Here is a 19,261-nt window from a genome sequence, read left to right as displayed (position 1 = left end):
TTTCATGCATTGCCAGACCATCGTCCTGGGCGCCGGCATCGTCGGCGTCAGCACCGCCCTGCACCTGCAGGCCCGCGGACGCCAGGTGATCCTCATCGATCGCGACGAACCGGGCAGCGGCACCAGCCATGGCAACGCCGGGCTGATCGAGCGCTCCAGCGTGATCCCCTACGCCTTCCCGCGCCAATGGAGTGCCTTGCTGCGCTACGGCCTGAACCGCCAGCCCGACGTGCGCTACAGCCTGACCCACCTGCCAAAGGCCGCGCCCTGGCTGCTCAGCTACTGGCGCCAGTCCGCGCCCGGGCAACTGGCCCGGGCCGCCGCCGACATGCTGCCGCTGGTGCAGCGCAGCGTCGAGGAACACGATGCGCTGATCGAGGCCGCCGGCCTGCAGGGGCTGGTGCAGGCCAAAGGCTGGATCGAGGTGTACCGTGATGCCGCGCTGTTCGAGCAGGCCAAGCGCGACCTGAAGGGCCTGACCCGTTACGGCCTGCAGTACGAGATCCTCGAGCGCGAACAGCTGCAGGCCCGTGAACAGCAACTGGACGGTGGCGTGATCGGCGGCATCCACTGGCTCGACCCGAAGACAGTGAGCAACCCCGGCGGCCTGACCCGTGGCTATGCGGCGCTGTTCGTCCAACGCGGGGGGCAGTTCCTCCACGGCGACGCCCGTAGCCTGCGCCAGGTCGAGGATGGCTGGCAGCTGGACACGCGTCGCGGCAGCGTGACCGCCGACGAAGTGGTGGCCTGCCTCGGCCCGCAGTCGGCCGACCTCTACGAGCGGCTGGGCTACCGCTTTCCACTTGGCATCAAGCGCGGCTACCACATGCACTACGCCACCCGCGATGGCGCCGAGTTGGGTCATTCAATCTGCGATACCCAGGGCGGTTACGTCCTGGCGCCGATGGCCCGTGGCGTGCGCCTGACCACCGGCATCGAGTTCGCGGCGAGCGACGCCGCCGCCAACGAGATCCAGCTACGCCGCTGCGAGGCCCTGGCACGCCGGCTGTTCCCGGCCCTGGGCGAGCGCCTGGACGACAAGCCCTGGCTGGGCCGCCGTCCCTGCCTGCCAGACATGCGCCCGGTGATCGGCCCGGCCCCCCTGCACAAGCACCTGTGGTTCAACTTCGGCCATGCCCACCACGGCCTGACCCTGGGCCCGGTCAGCGGCCGCCTGCTGGCCGAACTGATGACCGGCGAGCGCCCCTTCACCGACCCTGCGCCCTACAGCGCCGCACGTTTCGACTGAATCTTGAGCGGGAGAACAACAAGATGACCGCCCCCCTGAGCCTTGCCAGCCTGCACCCTGCCCCCGATCCACGCCCGGAGCTGATCCGCATCGAGGGCCTGAACAAGCACTACGGCGCCTTCCATGTGCTGCACGACATCGACTTGTCGGTACGCGAGGGCGAGCGCATCGTCCTCTGCGGCCCGTCGGGCTCGGGCAAGTCGACGCTGATCCGCTGCATCAATCGCCTGGAGATCGCCCAGCAGGGCAGTATCCGCGTGGCCGGCACCGACCTCGCCAGCAAAGGCCGCCAGGCCGACCAGGTACGCAGTGAGATCGGCATGGTGTTCCAGCACTTCAACCTGTTCCCGCACATGAGCGTGCTCGACAACTGCCTGCTGGCGCCGATGAGCGTGCGTGGCCTGTCGCGCCGGGAGGCCGAGGAACGGGCGCGATTCTACTTGAGCAAGGTCGGCATCGAGAGCCAGGCGCACAAGTACCCCAGCCAGCTGTCCGGCGGCCAGCAGCAGCGGGTGGCAATCGCCCGGGCGCTGTGCATGAAACCGAGGATCATGCTGTTCGACGAGCCAACCTCGGCCCTCGACCCGGAGATGGTGGCCGAGGTGCTGGATGTGCTGGTGCAGTTGGCCGGCACTGGCATGACCATGCTTTGCGTCACCCACGAGATGGGCTTCGCCCGGCAGGTGGCCGAGCGGGTGCTGTTCCTCGAGGGCGGGAAGATTATCGAGGACAGCCCACCCGAGGTGTTCTTCGGCCAGCCGCGCACGGCGCGGGCGCAGGCGTTTCTCAAGCAGATCCTGCATTAGTTTCAATCAGGGCCGCGGTGCGGCCCTTTTTTCGACCAGCGTTCTCCAGCGCATGGCAGGTGACAGCCTGAACTGCCATTTTTATTGGCGCAGCCGCCCCAACGCCTCCAGTACATGTTCCGTCGCCCGTTCCACCTGCCCCTCGCGACAGGCAATCCCCAGCTGGCGCCACATCCCCGGTCGCAACGGCCGCCGGGCGATGCGTGGCGACGACTGTTGCACCTCCCCTTCCTGCGGCAGCAAGGTGGCGCCGTAGCCCGCCGCCACCAGGCTCTTGATCGCATCGTTGTAGTTCAGCTCGATCCGCGGCTCGGGGTACAGCCCCGCCGCGGCAAACCACTCCGATGTCACCCGCGACAACTGCGTGGAGTTGTCGTTGAGGATCAGCGCCCGAGCGGCGAGCCAGGCCGGCGTGACCCGGGCCGGCGGCAGCCAGTCGGCGGGAACATAGGCCATGATCGGGTCGCGCCGCCACGGTGTGATCCTCAGCCCTTTGCCCGCCACCTGCGGCAACGCCACCAGACCGATGTCCAGGGTGCCCTCGCGCAGTCGCGCCAGGGAGGCCTGGGAAGTGAGCACCTGAACCTGCACATCGATCCCCGGGTGGTCCACCTGCAGTGTTTCCAGGGCCTGGGGCAACAGGTGGGCGATGGCGCCGGTCGAAGCGCCCAGGCGCACCCGTCCGGTCAGGCCCTGCACCTGGCGGCGCACCTCGTCCAGAGCCTGGTCGGCGTCGGCCAGCAGGCGCCGGGCGCGGGCCAGCAAGGTTTCGCCGATGGCCGTGGGGCGCACCTGGCCGCGGGTGCGGGTGAGCAAGGGCGCACCAATGCGGGCCTCCAGCTCGGCCACGTGCAGGCTGATGGTGGGGGGCGCCAGATTGAGCTGACGGGCAGCGTCGGCGAAGGAAGCACGGTCGGCGATCACCACCAGGGTGCGCAGGCGGTCGAGGCTGATTTCTCGCATGGGGTCTCGGCACGGATGAAGAACTGACGGCTGACACGTCCCGGGTAGGAGCGGCCCTTTCGCGGCACAAGGCCGCTCCTACAGGGCAATGCGATTAAGTTCAGAAATACTGAACATGGAAATCATGATATTCAAATTTTCTTTCGTCCAGTGAACAGCGAGGATACGGCTATTCCTTCTCTTCACCGGACCACCGACATGCACCAGCCCCTCGTTTTCATCGACGGCGACCAAGGCACCACCGGCCTGCAGATCCATGCCCGCCTGCACGGCCGCCAGGACCTGCGCCTGCTCACCCTGCCCGAAGCCGAGCGCAAGGACCCGGCGCGGCGCAGCGAGGCGATCAACAGCGCCGATATCGCCGTGCTCTGCCTGCCCGACGACGCCGCCCGCAAGGCCGTGGCCACCCTGCACAACCCGGCGGTGCGGGTGATCGACGCAAGCTCCGCGCACCGCACCACACCCGGCTGGATCTATGGCCTGCCAGAACTGAACGAACAACAGGCCGAACGCATTGCCCAGGCATCCCGGGTAAGCAACCCCGGCTGCTACCCCACCGGCGCCATCGCCCTGCTGCATCCGCTGGTCAAGGCAGGCTTGCTGCCGGCGGACTATCCGCTGAGCATCCATGCCATCTCCGGCTACTCCGGTGGCGGCCGGGCCGCCGTCGAGCGGCATGAGCAGCGCAGCGACGCCTATCTGCCGACCCTCCAGCTGTACGGCCTGGAGCTCGCCCACAAGCACGTGCCAGAGATCCAGCAGCATGCGGGGCTGAGCGCGCGGCCGGTGTTCGTGCCGGGTTATGGCGACTACCGCCAGGGCATCGTGCTGAGCATCCCGCTGCAACTGCGCCTGCTGCCCGGGGTCAGCGCCGAGCAGCTGCAGGCCTGCCTGGAGCGACATTACCAGGGCGCCCGCCATGTGCAGGTGATGCCTCTGCACCAGCACGGCCCAGCTCAGGCGCTGGACCCGCAGGCGTTGAACGACAGCAATGACTTGCGCCTGGCCGTGTATGCCAACCCCGAGCATGGCCAGGTATTGCTGACCGCGGTGTTCGACAACCTGGGCAAGGGCGCCTCGGGTGCCGCGGTGCAGAACCTCGACCTCATGCTGGCCGGGCTGCGCTAGAATGATCGCCCGCCTCGTTCCGGGGCGGGTGTTTCAGTCCTGCCGGAGCCCGACCCGCAATGTTCATCCTCCGCCGCCTCGAAGGCGTGCCGCCCGAATCCTTCCAGAACCAGATCCGCCAGCTGGTGATCGACCATGTCGGCCAGCTCAGCAGCGTTGCCATCATCCCGGACAACCCGCTCTACCCGCTGTACCAGTACGGTGTTGGCCTGGAGGTGCACCAGTACCTGATGGCCCTGGACGGCACCCGCGGCCTGGCCGTCGAGCTGACCCTGGCCCTGGATGCCGAGGCTCCGGACCAACTGCTCGGCTTCGCCCTGGTACTGCCGGCCCAGGACAATCCCCAGGCCTGCGCCCTGGCCTACCTCGCCGTAGTCCCCAGCCACCGCCGCCAGGGCATCGCCCGTGGCCTGCTGCACGCGGTGCGTGAACGCTATGCCTGCGTCGAGCTGAGCACCTTTGCCCAGCAGGTGCCGTGGTTCGAGAACATGGGCCTGCAGGTGGTCGCCTGTACCGGGCCGCAGGTGTTGATGAGCAGCACCGGGCAGGCCAGCGGCGCGCTGATCGGGCGGCTGGACATCGCGCCGATCTACCAGACCGTCGAAGTCCGGCAGATCCACGCCTACCTGCTCAAGCAACAGGGCGAGGCGGCGATGATGGATGCCGAGCGCCTTCGCGACGAGCGGCTGGACGTCCTGACGGAACAGGCACGGGCGTGCGTCAGGGAACGCAAGACCGTGCATTGAGGCGCCTCGCCGTCAGCCCTTGATGGCCTTCTCGATCGTGGCAATGTCGATCCTGCCCATCTGCAGCATCGCCTCGAACGCCCGCTTCGCCAGGGCGCGATCAGGGCTGGCCACCGCCTGGGTCAATACCTGCGGGCTGATCTGCCAGGACAACCCCCACCTGTCCTTGCACCAGCCGCACACACTCTCGCTGCCACCGTTAGCGACGATGGCGTCCCAGTAGCGATCCGTTTCCTCCTGGCTGTCGGTCGCCACCTGGAACGAGAACGCCTCGCTGTGGCTGAACGCCTTGCCCCCATTGAGACCGATGCACGGGATGCCCATCACGGTGAACTCCACCGTGATCACATCGCCTGCCTTGCCCGAGGGGTAGTCGGCGGGCGCCTTGTGCACGGCGGTCACTTGGCTGTCCGGGAAAGTGCTGGCATAGAAGTTCGCCGCATCTTCGGCATCGTTGTCGTACCACAGGCAAACAGTGTTCTTGGCGGTCATGTCAGGGCTCCTGGGGTGGGCTAGTGTGGTGTTTCACAAATAACGACCATAACTCGCGGCGATTTTTGGTCGTATTTGCAAAACACCACACTAGACTCGTTGCCCACGAGTCTAGTCCTCTGTCCTGGCCTGCTCGGACAAGCGCGATCAGCGGCTGGCGAGCGGGATCCACAGGTCCACATGCCCGGTACCGCGCACAGGGTCGAAATCGGCGCTGTACTGCTCGAACTCCGGCGCGTCGGCCGCCTGGTGGCCTGAAGCCGGCAGCCACTGGTTGAACACGGTGAAGACGGTCTGATGAATCATCGACACATGACCCAGGTGGCGGAATACCACATAGTCTCGCGCAGCGAGCCTGAAGTGGTGAAAGTGCGCGGGCAGGTCATCGACACGGTGCACCTCGACCCCGGCGATGTACTCGAAACTGCCATCATCCCCCGGATTGCAGCACAGCCCGTAGGTGTCATCACCTACCTGCCCCGGCACCCGCCCAACGAAGGGATCGAAGGCCTGCCACAGGCCTGGGATCCCTTCGTTGCGCTCGAAGGTGAAGCGCTCGCCGAGGCCGGCGATGCAGAAATCCGGGCGACGCTCGAAGCGCGGCTCGGCCAGGGGAACGAAGTTGAGTGCTTTCATGCGCAAGGGCTCCACTAGGGCGATCGGTTGATGGGCACCACTGCGTACCCGGCTCGGCGCCACGCCGAACAGGTCGCAGAAGGCCCGGGTGAAGGCTTCGTGGGAGCCATAGCCTGCCGCCAGCGCCACCTCGAGGATCTCCCGTTTGCCGCTGCACAGCGTCTGCGCGGCCCGGCTCAGGCGCCGCGCCCGGACATAGCGCATCACCGACCAGCCGGTGGCAGCGGCGAACTGCCGCGCCAGGGCAAAGGGCGACAGGCCGAAATGCCCGGCGACATGGGTCAGATCCAGATCGCGGTCCAGGACGGTTTCGAGATACCACAGGATGTGTTCGATGCTGCGCATTGCCAGGCTCCTCACTCGACCCAGTCACCCTAGCAAAGCGACGCACCGGCCATTTGATCGTTCTTGCGCACTCAGCCCCGGCAGGCGAACGCCTGTGCCAGGTCACCGTCGCTCAGCGCGCTGGCCGGATGCAGCTGGCGATACTCGCTCAAGGCCTGCTCCAGCCGTGCGCCGCGCAGGCGCCCGTCGCTGGCGATGAACAGCAACGCATCGTCGCGGGCGGCCTGGTAAGTACGCGCCGGGTGGCTGGTGGAGCCGCTCACCGCTGCGGTGGCGAGGCTCGAGCCGACGGTGAAGTGGTCGGTCGAGTTGCCCTTGCCGTCCATGGCCAAGGCCGGGCCGGCAAGCAGCAACATCGCCAGCAATGCACGGCCGCGCAGGATCACGAGGCAACCCGTGCGGCTTGCACGACGTCAGCGTGCCGCTGACTGAAGGCCAGGTAATAGCCATTGCAATCACGCACGCCGAACTCCCGCGAACCATACTCCGTGTCGTGCAACGGCCAGGCGATATCCGCCAGCTCGCGGACTTGCGCGTAATAGCCGTCGACGTCCTCGACCACCAGGTAGAAGGTCCCGGCACACCCCGGCGGCAGCTGCCACAGGTCGTCCTCGGTGAACAGCAGGCTGCAGTCGTACAACTGCACGGTAAGGGTCGATTGCGCGGTGTCGGCGACAGAAAACTGCAGCACATCGCGGTAATGACGGCGGGTAGCGTCAAGGTCGGTGCAGCGCAAAAGCGGGGCAACAGGCATGCGGAACCTCCTTGTTGGTAAACGGGCTGCCGCGGATCATCGCCGCAAACCCAGGGAGCGGCAAGGGCTGTATGCCGCGTTTGCGGGCCATCTGTATCTAAACGCTGGCGCCGTGCACGCCTAGGATCGAGGTCTTCGACCCAAGGTAACTGCCATGAACGACCTGCCAACCGCCATCGACTTTCCCGGCCTGACCCTGCGCCGCCTGTTACCGGGCGACCATGCCATGGTCTGCGCCCATCGCGAGGCCATGTTCCTGGAAGCCGGTGGCGACCCGCATCGCCTGAAGACCATGACCGAGCACTTTGGCCCCTGGCTATCGGCGCGTCTGGCGGACGGTCGCTATTACGGCTTCGTATTGTTGGACGACGCGCAATCGGTGGCGGCGATAGGCCTGATGACGATCGAGTGGCCGCCGCATCCGGCCCACCCCGATCAGGAACAGCGCGGCTACGTGCTGAATGTCTATGTCGAGCCGTCCCATCGCCGTCAGGGCCTGGCGTCGAAACTGATGCGCCTCGCCGAATCGGAGTTCGCCGAGCGCGGCCTGGACTTCGCCGTGCTTCATGCCACCGACGTGGGCAGGCCGGTTTACGCCGGACTGGGTTGGGCGGCAACCACGGAAATGGCCAAGGCCCTTGGCTGAACGCTCAAGTCGGCCAGGCAAGAGCCGATACCCCTCGTGCATCCGATCGGATGCACGATTGTGCAGTTACTCAAGGAAGATTCATGTTACGCCACAACCTGCCAGCCCTGCTGGCACTGTCGCTGATGCTGTCACTCACCGGCTGCAATGGCCTGCCAAGCTCGAACGCCACCGACTCTGCGCCGCTCGGCCCGGTTCGCCCGGATAGCGAAGCCCGCACGACCTGGATCACGCAGATCCTGGCCCAGGACCCACTGGCCAGCCAGGACCGACAGCCACCACCGCGCCAGAGCAACGCGCAGATCGTCGACACATTGCGCCAGAAGCGCGACCTGAAGTTGCCGGATGCCTACTGGGCGCAATGGCAACGCAATCTCGATACTTTCGATGCCGAAGCCTCGCGTCACAAGGAAGCACAGCGCGCCCGTTACATCGCCACCTTCAGCGACCAGCTCAAGCGCGTCGACGACACCACCCTGCAACGCCTGGCCAGTGCGCCCGACACCCTGGACGCGGCCACCCGCGATGCCTGGAAGCAACGCCTGATCGAGCGCTACAGCCGCTACATCATCGACAGCGAAGTGGGCCGCGACATCCTCGACGCCCACCTGCGACGCATGGCGCTGATGGACCGGCAATTCGGCGTCTGCGACCTGGACAGCCATTGCTGGGACCGCACGCCCAAGCCGTGAAATTTGACTCGCGACGGCGCAGGGCTCAAGGTCGGTGATCCCACCGACTTGGAGCCCGACATGCATTTCGACCTGATCCAGAGCTTGTGCCTGGCTGGCAAGCCCGATGTGCCCAATGACGACCGTATCGGCAACGCCGACCGCCACGCCTGGGTCATCGACGGCGCCACCGACCTCGGCGCCCCCGGCCTGCTCGGCGAACGCGGCGGCGCGGCGTGGCTCTCGGCCACGGCCCAGCGCGCCTTCGCCACGGCCTCGGGACCACTGCGGCAGGTCTGCGAGACGGTCTTCGATTCGATTGCCCAGGCCTACCGGCAGGATCGCCGACGCGAGCCCCTGGCCACCTGGGAACTGCCGCGCGCCGCCTTTGCCGCGGTGGCCATCGAAGGTGAAGAACTGGTCTGCGCGCACCTGGCCGACTGCGTGGTGCTGCATCGCAGCGCGCAAGGCATCCGCTTCCTCACCCCCGAGCCCGATCGCGAGGTCGAACAAGCCGAAGCCGCCGCACTCGGCCCCGGCACCGGCGCCCACGGCGTGCGCACCCCGGCGGTGCTGGCCGACCGCCGCAGCGCCCGCGAGCGGCCCCGGGCCGTGCTCGGCGTCGATGCCGAGCTGTCCCGGGAGGGCACCTTCTACAGCCGAGCGCCAGTCGCCGTGGGTGACGATGTGCTGCTGATGAGCGATGGCTTCGCGGCGCTGTTCGATACCTACCGGGCCTATGACCCGGCAGGCTTCATCGAGCGCCTGCAAAGCCACGGCCTGGATGACCTGGCACGGACACTGCGCGGCATCGAGCACGACGATGCCGCATGCCTGCGCTACCCACGGTTCAAGATGAGCGACGACGCCTCGGCGATCTGGTTGCGGGTTGGTTGACCCTTGCAGGAGCGGCCTTGCGAGACGCTGAGGCGTGGCAGCCACCAATTGATATATATTTTTGTATACACCGTTGATTCCAATCCTGCGCAACGCTAGGATTGCCCCGCTCGACAATGCCCCCTGAAATTGTCAAGTGAAACTCCGCCCGTCGACACCCTGGGGAGGGCATATCGACGGGTTTTTATTGCCAACCGCTGTATACAAATAAATATAACGATACCGTGAGCCATCACCAGCACGGTCCCAGCAAGGAGCCGACATGAAGTCGCTAGCCCCGCGCCTGTCCCTGGCCGCACTCGCCGCCGTGACCAGCACATCCCCCTTCGCCGTCGAACAGGACAAGCCCTTCACCCTAGGTGAAATTCGCATCGCCGCCCCACAGGACGACAAGCTCGCTACCGGCAGCTCGGTGGTCGACGCCGCCGACATGCGCCTGCACGACCGCGAGACGGTGGACAAGGCCCTCGCCCTGGCACCCGGTGTCAACCTCGCGTACATGGGCGGGCGCGCCGAGCAGGTGGTGTTCGTGCGCGGCTTCGATCGCCTGCAGGTGCCGGTGTTCATCGACGGTATCCCGACCTACGTCCCCTATGACGGCAACATCGACCTGGGACGCTTCACCACCTACGACCTGTCGCGCATTGAAGTGGCCAAAGGCTTCGCCTCGCTGCTGTACGGCCCCAACACCCTGGGCGGCGCGATCAACCTGGTGACCCGGCGCCCGAGCAAGGCCTTCGAGGGTGAAGTGGGCGGCGGCCTGGAGCTGACCGACCATGGCAACGTCAATGCCTGGCGCAGCTATGCCAACGCCGGCTCCAACCAGGGCAACTGGTGGATGCAGGGTGGCGTCTCCTATGTCGACTACGACTACACCCTGCTGCCCGACGACTTCAAGCCCACCAACAACCAGCAGGGCGAGGGCCGCCGCGAGAACAGCGACAAGCGCGACGGCAAGTTCAGCTTCAAGCTTGGCCTTACACCCAACGACAGCGACGAGTACGTGCTCGGTTATGTCGAGCAGCATGGCCGCAAGGGCCAGCCGCCCTACGCCGGCGACCTGCCCGCCAGCGGCCAGCGCAAGCGCTGGTGGGAATGGCCAACCTGGGACAAGACCAGCCTGTACCTGGCCACCCACACACGCTTCGGCGAGCACGGCCTGAAGACCCGGGTCTACCACGACACGTTCAAGAACTCGCTGGAGAGCTTCGTCTACAACAATGGCATCGTCGGCCCCCTGCAGGCGGGTTTCCCCAGCAAGTACGACGACGCGTCCAGCGGCTTTTCCGTCGAGGGCGACCTGGCCCTGGGCAGCAGCAATCGCCTGGGCATCGCCTACCACTTCAAGGAAGACGTGCACCGCTCCCGCGACGGCGGCGATCCCTGGACGCATTTTCGCGACCAGACCCAGTCCGTCGCCCTGGAAGACACCTGGAAGCTCGACGAAGTGTTCAGCGTGGTCGGCGGCGTGTCGTACAACTACCGCAAGAGCCTGGATGCCGAGAACTTCGGCACCCACGCCGCTTCGCCGCGGATCAAGACCCTGTACGACGAGCCCACCGGCAGCGACGACGCGGTCAACACCCAGCTGGGCCTGTTCATGAACACCGGCCCGATGCTGGACATCGACCACGACGGCCAGGTACGCCTGACCGTGGCGCGCAAGAGCCGCTTCGCCACCATCAAGGACCGCTACTCGACCCGCTTCGGCACGGTGATCCCCAGCCCCGACCTCAAGTCCGAGCGCGCCACCCATTACGAGCTGGGCTACGCCGGCTCGCTGGGCGGCCTGTGGTCACTGGACGCGGCGCTGTTCGTCAGCGAGATCGAGGACTCCATCCAGCAGGTCAGCGTGGCGCCCAGACCCGGTTGCGCCGCCCCCTGCGGGCAGTACCAGAACATCGCCAAGGCCCGTAACCAAGGCGTGGAGCTGGGTCTGAAAGGTGACATCGGCGACTGGCAGCTCGGCGCCAGCTACACCTACCTGGACCGCACCAACCGCAGCAACCCCGATATCCGTCCGGTGGACACGCCACGGCAAAACCTGTTCGCCTCGGCCACCTGGAACCAGGGTGCCTGGCGCCACACCGGCAGTGTCGAGGCCGCCTCGCGCCGCTACAGCACCTCGGACGCCACGCAGATCGCCGCAGGTTACGCGGTCTACAACCTCAAGACCGGCTACACCTTTGCCAATGACCTGCGCATCGAGGCCGGCGTGCGCAACCTGTTCGACCGTCTCTACGAGTACACCGAGGGCTATCCGGAAATGGGCCGCAACTACTTCGTGCAGTTCAATGTGCCGCTGTAAGGCCTGGCTGGCGCCCCTCGTCCTGTGGGCCGGGGTCGCGTGCGCGGAGCCGGTGGTGGTGCTGACCAGCTACCCCGAAGCCATGATGACCCGCTTCGAGGATGCCTTCAGCCGCGCCCACCCCGAGCATCGCCTGCAACTGGTGTGGCGCCAGGGCTTCGATGCCCTGCCCTTCCTGCTGCAACCCGACCAGGGCGGCGTGGACGTGTACTGGGCGCCCTCGCCGGGCAACTTTGCCCGGGTGGCGCAAGCAAGTGGCTGGCAGCCGCTGGGTGTCGGCCTGCAGGGGCTGCCCGCGCAGATCGGTGGCATGGCGTTGCGCGATGCGCAGCAGCGCTACCAGGCCACCGAACTGGCCGGCTACGGTTTCGCCACCAACCCTGCACAGTTGCAGGCATTGGACCTGCCGACACCCAGCGATTGGCCCGACTTGCTCGATCCGCGCCTGCGCGGACGCATCGCCCTGCCCGATCCAGGCCGGGTCGGCTTCGCCCCGGTGCTGCTGGACATCGTGCTCGATGCCTATGGCTGGGATCGGGGCTGGGCGCTGTGGAGCGAGCTGACCGGGCAATCGCGGCTGGTCAGTCGCGGCGGCACGCTGGTCACCGACGAGGTCGCCAGCGGTCGCAGCGCGGTGGGCCTGTCCATCGACTTCTTCGTCGCCTCGGCCATCGCCAACGGTGAACCGGTCGACTTCGTCTACCCCCGTCATGGCGGGCTCAACCCCGCCCCTGTCGCGATCACCACCAAGGCGCGCCATGTGCAGGGCGCCAGGGCCTTCGTCGCCTTCGTGCTGTCGGAAGACGGCCAGAAGCTCCTGACCGATCCGGACATCCGCAAGCTGCCGGCACGCCCGAGCGTGTACGCGCAGTTGCCGGCCGACTATCACAACCCCTTTGCTGCGGCGCGCCAGGGGGCTTACCGCTATGGCAACGATGCGTCACGGGAACGCCTTGGAATGGTCAGCTCGCTGTTCAGCCAGTGGCTGGGGCAGCCCCATGAACGGCTGAGCGCGCTCTGGGGCCGGGTTCACGCTGGCGAAGCCGCCGGCCAGGACCTGGCAGCAGTGCGTGAACGGCTGACCCGCCCGCCGCTGGACGCGGCCCAGGCCGCTGCACCTGAATTGCTGGCCCTGTTCGCACAGCGCCAGGATCGGGGTGGGCAGGTGTCACCTTTGGATGACGCCTTGGGTCGGCGCGAGATCGGCTGGCAATTCCAGGCCGCGCTGCGTTTCACCGAAGCCGAACGACTGCTCGATGGGATGGGGCTATGAAGCCCCCTGCCCTCGGCCTGCTGGCGCTGCTGTGGATAGCCGGCCAGGCCTGGGCCGAACCACCCCGTACCGCTTACAGCCAGCCCCTGGCCAGCCTGACCCAGGAGGCCCAACTGGAGCGCTTCTTCCGTGGCCGCGGCCTGTTCCACCAGACCTGGGTGATCGCCCCCTCGCAGGACACCGCCGCCGATGGCCTGGGCCCGCTGTACAACCGCATCACCTGTGTCGCCTGCCACCCCCGCAACGGTCGCGGCCAGGCCCCCGTGCAGCCGGACGAACCGATGCGCAGCATGCTGGTGAGGCTGTCGGTGGACGGCCACGACGCCGATGGCGGCCCCGCCCCACACCCTGTCTATGGCGACCAGCTCAACGAAATCGGCATCCCCGGCGTAACGGGAGAAGGTCGCGCACAGTTGCAATGGACCGAACATCCCGTACGCCTGGCCGATGGCGAAGTGGTTCGACTGCGTCAACCCGGCTTGCGCTTTGTCGAACTGGGCTATGGCCCGCTGGGAACGGTACACACCTCTGCCCGGGTAGCGCCGTCGGTGTTCGGCCTCGGCCTGCTTGAGGCCATCGAGGCGAGCACTCTGCAGGCGATGGCCGACGAGACCAAACCCGACGGTGTCAAAGGTCGGGTCAACCAGGTGTGGAGTGTCGAACGCAAACGCCTGGAGACCGGTCGCTTCGGCTTGAAAGCCAACCAGCCGGATCTGCGCCAGCAGATCGCCAGTGCCATGCACGGCGACCTTGGCATCACCTCGCAGCTCTACCCGCGACAGAACTGCATGCCGGCGCAACATGCCTGCCGGCAAGCCACCAACGGCGGCGAACCGGAGCTCGACGGCGTGCAACTGGCAGACCTGCACTACTACTTCGCCCACCTGGCCGTGCCGCCCCGGCGCAACAGCGACACACCCGAAACGCTGGCGAGCGAGCGTCTGTTCAACGCCATCGGTTGTGCCGCCTGCCACCGCCCCCACCTGGTAACCGGCGTGCACCCGGACTACCCCGCCCTGTCCCGGCAACGGATAGCGCCCTACAGCGACCTGCTGTTGCACGACATGGGTAAAGGACTGGCCGATGGCCGCGCGGACTTCCTGGCCAACGGCCGCGAGTGGAAAACACCGCCGCTGTGGGGGCTGGGGCTGAGCCAGGTGATCGCCCCCGACAGCGGCTACCTGCACGATGGCCGGGCACGCACCCTGGCCGAGGCGATCCTCTGGCATGATGGCGAAGCCAAGGCCGCCCGGCAGCGCTATGAACAGCTGCCTGGTACCGCACGCCGGGCGCTGGAGGCATTTCTGATGTCGCTGTGAGGTGCCGCCCTATCAAAATCTTTGCGATTTTAATGCTGGGGTTGCAAAGCGGCCCCGGCTGTGAGGAGCGAGGTGCTAAGCCAACCGTTTATGCAGGAAATAACGGGTATGCCCAGGCGGAAAGTCGGCAAGCTCGCCAAACACCTCGAACCCCAGCTTGCGGTAGAAGTCCGGCGCCTGGAAGCTGAAGGTGTCCAGCCAGATCCCGCAGCAGCCCTTCTCCCTCGCCAGCGCCTCGGCCTGGGCCATCAGCTCGCGTCCGGTACCCTGCCCGCGCATGCGCTCGGGCACCACCAGCAGCTCGACGAACAACCAGCCCCCTCCGAGCCTGGCGTAGAGCCCGCCAACGACCTCATCATCGTCGGGATCGCGCAGCGTCCAGGCGACGGTAACCGCGCCGGGCGAACCGATCACGCTGTCGTTGAAGGCGCGCAGTGGCTTGAGAATCGCATCGTGATGCAGGCCGGTGGCCTGGTCGGTGAAATCGATCGTGAGCGTCATGGCAGGTCGTCCGGTTGACCACGTAGGAAGGCGGCGCAAAGCACGCCGGATTAAATTTACTTCACGTTGCGCCCTTTAGATATAAGGCATTCGACAGCGGTTCGGCCATACTCCAAAATGCAACGGTTTTTTGGGGGAAACCCTTGCACAGCCAACGACATACCAACATTTAGTGAGCCTCAACGTGAAAACTTCCCTGTCCATCCTCAGCCTGCTGCTGTTGCTCACAGGTACCGCGACCCTACCGTCGACCGCTGCTGCACAACCCCCGGCCCAGGTCCAACGCGACCCAAGCAAGCTGCACCTGGCCTCCGGCAGCGCCCTGTTGATCGACCTCAACACCAACAAGGAGCTGTATGCCAGCCACGCCGATCGCGTGCGCCCCATCGCCTCGGTCACCAAGCTGATGACCGCGATGGTCGTGCTCGACGCCAAGCTGCCCATGGACGAAATGCTCGGCATGACCATCGCCAACAACCCGGAGATGAAGGGCGTGTACTCGCGGGTACGCCTGGGCAGTGAGCTGAACCGTCGCGAGACGTTGCTGATCACCCTGATGTCATCGGAAAACCGCGCGGCCAACACCCTGGCCAACCACTACCCCGGTGGCTATGGCGCCTTCATCAAGGCGATGAACGCCAAGGCCCGCAGCCTGGGCATGAGCAACACCCGCTATGTCGAGCCGACCGGCCTGTCGACCCTCAACGTCTCCACCGCCCACGACCTGGCCAAGCTGCTGATGGCCTCGCGCAAGTACCCGCTGCTCAGCGAGCTGTCGACCACCCGCGAGAAGACCGTGGCGTTCCGCAAGCCCAACTACACCCTGGGCTTTCGCAACACCGACCACCTGGTGAACAAGAGCAACTGGGACATCGCCCTGACCAAGACCGGCTTCACCAACGAAGCGGGGCATTGCCTGGTGCTGCTGACGAAGATGGATAACCGCCCGGTGGCCATGGTGATTCTCGACGCCTACGGCAAGTACACCCACTTCGCCGATGCCAGCCGCATGCGCCAGTGGCTGGAGACCGGCAGCGCCAAGCCGGCACCGGCGGTGGCCATGCAATACAAGAGCGAAAGACAGCGAGCGCGCCTGGCGCAGGACTGACACACCGCTGAAACGACGACGCCCCGCATGATGCGGGGCGTCTTGCTTTACCGGTGTGGGCCTCAGGCCTGGGTGGCGATCATGCCACCGGCGCTGCTGCCGCCAGACTTGGTCAACGCTTCGAGCAACTGTTGCGTGGCGGCCAGGATCTGCCCGCTCAGGGTGGCGATGCTCGCCTGCTTGGCGGTGATCATGGCCAGCTTGGAGGTTTCGTCCATCTCTTGCTCGGCAATCATCGCCAGTTGCTTCTGCTCCTCGGCAAGCTGCTTCTGCAATTGCTTGATCATGTCGCGCAGCTGGGAGATGTGCCCCGGCTCGCCGCTGCCCTCACCCCCCTCGGCCTGCTTGGCCTCCTCGGCCTTGCCCGGGGTGGTCTCACCCGACAGGTCCACCGCGACACTCGTCAACGGTTTTTCTTTTTTTTCTGCGGGCTGGGCGTTAGCCACACTGGTGATCACGCCCATCGTCGCACTATTGATACCTACCATTCCCTAATCCTCCGTGGTGGGTCCTTTCAATACCAGCGCTATCGGCTGCGCCACGGCAGACTTGATGGCCATGTGCCGATAAATTTGCCGCCTCGTCATTCGTCCACCACATACCCGAGCCATGCCCTGGCGCCCCTGGCGACCCGACAGGCCGACCCGACCAGCCCCGCAACGAGATGGCAATGACCAAGACCCGTTCCCGCAAAGCCTTGTACATCGGCCTGCCCCTGGCCCTGGTGGCCGCCCTGGGTGGCGCCGCCGGCTATTACTTCTGGAAGCAGGACAGCGGCTATCCCCGCGCCATCGTGCAGCAGGCCAACGAACTGCACGAACACATGCTCTCCTTCGACAGCCATGTCACCGTGCCGCTGGGCTACGGCAGCGACGGCTACGAGGCCGACAAGGACGGCCGTGGTCAGTTCGACCTGGCCAAGGCGGCCAAGGGCCGGTTGTCGGGCGCGGCGCTCACCGTCTTCGGCTGGCCCGAGCTGTGGAACGGCCCGAACGCCCCGCACCGCCCGACCCCGGGCTTCGTCGACGAGGCCCGCAACCAGCAGGAAGTGCGCTACAAGATCATCAGCGGGATCGTGCGCGACTTCCCCAACCAGGTCGGCATCGCCTACACCCCCGAGGACTTCCGCCGCCTGAACGGCGAAGGCAAGTTCGCCATCTTCATCAGCATGCTCAACGCCTACCCGCTGGGTAACGACCTGTCGCAGCTCGACCTGTGGAGCAAGCGCGGCATGCGCATGTTCGGCTTCAGCTACACCGGCAACAACGCCTGGGCCGACTCCTCGCGTCCGCTGCCGTTCTTCAACGACACCCCCGATGCCTTCGGCGGCCTGTCTCCCCTGGGCGAGCAGGCAGTCAAGCGGCTCAACGACCTGGGCGTGATCATCGACGTCTCGCAGATGTCCACCCTGGCCCTGGAAGACGTGGCCCGCCTGAGCCGTGCCCCGTTCGTCGCCTCGCACTCGGCGCCGCGGGCGCTGGTGGACATCCCGCGCAACCTCTCCGACAAGGAGATGCAGCTGATCAAGGACAGCGGCGGCGTGCTGCAAGTCGTGGCCTTCACCACCTACCTCAAGCCGCTGAGCAAACCGACCCTGGAAAAACTCGAGGCCCTGCGCGCACGCTTCGACCTGCAGCCGCTACAAGGCCTGACCAACGCGCTGATGCCGGGTGACCCGATCATCGCCATCTGGCCCGAGGCGCGCTTCGGCGAGTACGCCAGCAGCCTCTATGCCATCGTCGACGAAGAACCCCGCGCCGGCCTCAAGGAATACGTCGATGCCATCGACTACGCCGTGAAGAAGATGGGCATCGACCATGTCGGCATCAGCTCCGACTTCAACGATGGCGGCGGTGTCACCGGGTTCATGAACGTCGGCGAGATCCGCAACGTCACCGCCGAGCTGCTGACCCGCGGCTACTCCGAGACCGATATCGCCAAGCTCTGGGCAGGTAACTTCCTGCGCGTCTGGGGGCAGGTGCAGAAAGCCGCCAATCCGGTCGCCCAGCACGACAGCAGCACCCGGGAAGTTCGCCATGACTGACCGCCGTGCCTTCCTCAAGCAGGCCGCCGCCCTGGCCGCCAGCCTGCCCTTGCTGCCCAGTGCCCTCGCCGCCAATCCGGTATCGCCGCCTCTGCAGGGGCCGGACAAATGGCGCCAATTGCGCGAGTTGTTCCCCCTGGCCCCCGATGTCGCGCACTTCGCCAATTTCCTGATCACCGCCCACCCACGCCCGGTGCAGGAAGCGATCGACCGCCACCGCGCCACCCTCGACCGCAACCCGGCCCTGTGCATGGACTGGGAAAGCGAGTACGAATGGCAGCGCGAGGACGAGGTCCGCGAATGGGCGGGGCGCTACCTTGACGTACGTCCGCGCCAGGTCGCCCTGACCGGCAGCACCACCGAGGGCCTCGGCATGATCTACGGCGGCCTGCACGTGGCGCCGCACCAGGAAATCCTCACCACCGAGCACGAGCACTACTCGACCCACAATTGCCTGGCATTCCGCCAGCGCCAGCACGGCACCCAGGTGCGCAAGCTGCGCCTGTTCGACAAACCCGGCGAGGTCTCCACCGATCGGGTCCTGAGCCTGATCGACCGCAGCATCCGCCCCGAGACCCGGGTGCTGGGCATGACCTGGGTGCACTCGGGCAGCGGCGTCAAGCTGCCGGTGGGCGCCATCGGCGAGCTGGTGCGCCAGCACAACCGCAACCGCGACGAGGCCGAGCGCATCCTCTACGTGGTCGATGCCGTGCACGGCTTCGGCGTGGAAAACGTGCGCTTCGCCGACTTCAACTGCGACTGGTTCATCGCCGGTACCCACAAATGGATGTTCGGCCCCCGGGGCACGGGGATCATCTGTGCGGCGTCGGAGCAGATGCAGCACCTGACGCCGACCTTCGCCACCTTCTCGCGCAACGAGGACTTCGGCACCATCATGACCCCGGGCGGCTACCACGCCTTCGAGCACCGCTGGGCGCTGGGCGAGGCCTTCAAGCTGCACCTGGCCCTGGGCAAGGCCGACGTCCAGGCGCGCATTCACCAGCTCAACGATTACCTCAAGGCACGCCTGGCCGAGCACCGCGCCATCGAACTGGTGACCCCGGCCAGTCGCGAGTTCTCCGCCGGCTTCACCTTCTTGCGTATCAAAGACCGCGATCCCGACGCCGTGGCGGCCTACCTGAACGCCAACAAGGTCATGGTCGATGCCGTGGACCGCGACGTCGGGCCGGTGATCCGCTTCGCGCCCAGCCTGCTCAACGACGAGCAGCAGATCGATCGGGCCATGGCGCTACTGCGCAAGCAGATCGGTTAAGACGCCTCCTGCTGTAAATGGGGCCGCTCTGCGGCCCTTTCGCCGACAAATCCAACTCCCCTTGCATGCATGCCTGCAGTCAGACGCGGCCCGGACTGAGCC

The 19,261-nt window shown here is 66.3% G+C and carries 20 protein-coding genes; 13 read left to right on the top strand and 7 right to left on the bottom strand.

Features of this window, described 5'->3' with window-relative positions; all coding sequences use genetic code 11:
- Nucleotides 1-4 precede the first annotated feature (4 nt).
- Both HU735_RS18030 and HU735_RS18025 read left to right on the top strand, forming a co-directional pair.
- Nucleotides 5-1,249 (top strand): FAD-binding oxidoreductase, encoded by a 1,245-nt coding sequence (locus HU735_RS18030; RefSeq protein ID WP_186714621.1) that lies wholly within the window; start codon nt 5-7, stop codon nt 1,247-1,249.
- Nucleotides 1,250-1,272: 23 nt separating this feature from the next.
- A complete protein-coding gene (locus HU735_RS18025; RefSeq protein WP_096047910.1) occupies nt 1,273-2,055 on the top strand; it encodes an amino acid ABC transporter ATP-binding protein in 783 nt (260 codons plus the stop codon).
- An 81-nt stretch (nt 2,056-2,136) separates the two neighbouring features.
- Here HU735_RS18025 and HU735_RS18020 read toward each other — a convergent pair whose 3' ends face one another.
- Nucleotides 2,137-3,018 (bottom strand): LysR family transcriptional regulator, encoded by an 882-nt coding sequence (locus tag HU735_RS18020; protein ID WP_186714620.1) that lies wholly within the window; start codon nt 3,016-3,018, stop codon nt 2,137-2,139.
- Between the two features lie 198 nt (nt 3,019-3,216).
- Between HU735_RS18020 and argC the strand changes: the two genes are divergently transcribed.
- Together argC and HU735_RS18010 are read left to right on the top strand one after the other, a co-directional pair.
- Nucleotides 3,217-4,146, top strand: a complete 930-nt coding sequence (gene argC / locus HU735_RS18015) for an N-acetyl-gamma-glutamyl-phosphate reductase (protein ID WP_186714619.1) — start codon at nt 3,217-3,219, stop codon at nt 4,144-4,146.
- A 59-nt stretch (nt 4,147-4,205) separates the two neighbouring features.
- On the top strand, nt 4,206-4,892 hold the full coding sequence (locus tag HU735_RS18010; protein ID WP_186714618.1) for a GNAT family N-acetyltransferase: 687 nt from the start codon (nt 4,206-4,208) through the stop codon (nt 4,890-4,892).
- A gap of 12 nt (nt 4,893-4,904) precedes the next feature.
- On the opposite strand, the gene HU735_RS18005 is transcribed toward HU735_RS18010, so the two are convergent.
- The 4 genes from HU735_RS18005 to HU735_RS17990 all read right to left on the bottom strand — a co-directional run bounded on the left by HU735_RS18005 (nt 4,905) and on the right by HU735_RS17990 (nt 7,119).
- Entirely contained in the window at nt 4,905-5,384 is a 480-nt protein-coding gene (locus HU735_RS18005) for a VOC family protein (protein ID WP_186714617.1), read from the bottom strand.
- 147 nt (nt 5,385-5,531) lie between these two features.
- Complete coding sequence (locus HU735_RS18000; RefSeq protein WP_186714616.1) at nt 5,532-6,365, bottom strand: AraC family transcriptional regulator; 834 nt, start codon at nt 6,363-6,365, stop codon at nt 5,532-5,534.
- A gap of 71 nt (nt 6,366-6,436) precedes the next feature.
- Complete coding sequence (locus HU735_RS17995) at nt 6,437-6,751, bottom strand: DUF2388 domain-containing protein (RefSeq protein WP_346655369.1); 315 nt, start codon at nt 6,749-6,751, stop codon at nt 6,437-6,439.
- Entirely contained in the window at nt 6,748-7,119 is a 372-nt protein-coding gene (locus HU735_RS17990) for a bleomycin resistance family protein (RefSeq protein ID WP_186714615.1), read from the bottom strand. The genes HU735_RS17995 and HU735_RS17990 overlap by 4 nt, the downstream gene beginning before the upstream one ends.
- A 154-nt stretch (nt 7,120-7,273) precedes the next feature.
- On the opposite strand from HU735_RS17990, the gene HU735_RS17985 reads away from it, so the two are divergent.
- The 6 genes from HU735_RS17985 to HU735_RS17960 all read left to right on the top strand — a co-directional run bounded on the left by HU735_RS17985 (nt 7,274) and on the right by HU735_RS17960 (nt 14,233).
- Complete coding sequence (locus HU735_RS17985) at nt 7,274-7,765, top strand: GNAT family N-acetyltransferase (protein ID WP_186714614.1); 492 nt, start codon at nt 7,274-7,276, stop codon at nt 7,763-7,765.
- 83 nt (nt 7,766-7,848) lie between these two features.
- Nucleotides 7,849-8,457 (top strand): hypothetical protein, encoded by a 609-nt coding sequence (locus HU735_RS17980; RefSeq protein ID WP_186714613.1) that lies wholly within the window; start codon nt 7,849-7,851, stop codon nt 8,455-8,457.
- Between the two features lie 60 nt (nt 8,458-8,517).
- Nucleotides 8,518-9,333 (top strand): protein phosphatase 2C domain-containing protein, encoded by an 816-nt coding sequence (locus tag HU735_RS17975; protein ID WP_186714612.1) that lies wholly within the window; start codon nt 8,518-8,520, stop codon nt 9,331-9,333.
- 262 nt (nt 9,334-9,595) lie between these two features.
- Nucleotides 9,596-11,641, top strand: a complete 2,046-nt coding sequence (locus HU735_RS17970) for a TonB-dependent receptor (protein WP_186714611.1) — start codon at nt 9,596-9,598, stop codon at nt 11,639-11,641.
- The gene (locus tag HU735_RS17965) at nt 11,628-12,914 is read left to right on the top strand and encodes an extracellular solute-binding protein (protein WP_186714610.1); all 1,287 of its coding nucleotides are present in this window, start codon (nt 11,628-11,630) and stop codon (nt 12,912-12,914) included. The genes HU735_RS17970 and HU735_RS17965 overlap by 14 nt, the downstream gene beginning before the upstream one ends.
- Complete coding sequence (locus HU735_RS17960) at nt 12,911-14,233, top strand: di-heme oxidoredictase family protein (RefSeq protein WP_186714609.1); 1,323 nt, start codon at nt 12,911-12,913, stop codon at nt 14,231-14,233. The genes HU735_RS17965 and HU735_RS17960 overlap by 4 nt, the downstream gene beginning before the upstream one ends.
- Nucleotides 14,234-14,308: 75 nt before the next feature.
- Here HU735_RS17960 and HU735_RS17955 read toward each other — a convergent pair whose 3' ends face one another.
- Entirely contained in the window at nt 14,309-14,734 is a 426-nt protein-coding gene (locus HU735_RS17955; RefSeq protein WP_186714608.1) for a GNAT family N-acetyltransferase, read from the bottom strand.
- Between the two features lie 184 nt (nt 14,735-14,918).
- Between HU735_RS17955 and pbpG the strand changes: the two genes are divergently transcribed.
- On the top strand, nt 14,919-15,842 hold the full coding sequence (pbpG, locus tag HU735_RS17950) for a D-alanyl-D-alanine endopeptidase (protein ID WP_186714607.1): 924 nt from the start codon (nt 14,919-14,921) through the stop codon (nt 15,840-15,842).
- 62 nt (nt 15,843-15,904) lie between these two features.
- Here the strand turns inward: pbpG and HU735_RS17945 are convergent, their stop codons facing one another.
- A complete protein-coding gene (locus HU735_RS17945; RefSeq protein WP_238349843.1) occupies nt 15,905-16,330 on the bottom strand; it encodes a hypothetical protein in 426 nt (141 codons plus the stop codon).
- A gap of 182 nt (nt 16,331-16,512) precedes the next feature.
- Between HU735_RS17945 and pvdM the strand changes: the two genes are divergently transcribed.
- Complete coding sequence (gene pvdM, locus HU735_RS17940; RefSeq protein ID WP_186714606.1) at nt 16,513-17,886, top strand: pyoverdine-tailoring dipeptidase-like protein PvdM; 1,374 nt, start codon at nt 16,513-16,515, stop codon at nt 17,884-17,886.
- Nucleotides 17,879-19,159, top strand: a complete 1,281-nt coding sequence (locus HU735_RS17935) for an aminotransferase class V-fold PLP-dependent enzyme (RefSeq protein ID WP_186714605.1) — start codon at nt 17,879-17,881, stop codon at nt 19,157-19,159. Before pvdM ends, HU735_RS17935 begins: the two co-directional genes overlap by 8 nt.
- The last annotated feature ends 102 nt before the right edge of the window (nt 19,160-19,261 follow it).

It is taken from the genome of Pseudomonas sp. BW16M2, assembly GCF_014268865.1.
Lineage (GTDB): Bacteria > Pseudomonadota > Gammaproteobacteria > Pseudomonadales > Pseudomonadaceae > Aquipseudomonas > Aquipseudomonas peradeniyensis.
The sequence above is the reverse complement of the archived record's forward strand: the minus strand, read 5'-3'. Positions and strand labels throughout refer to the sequence as shown.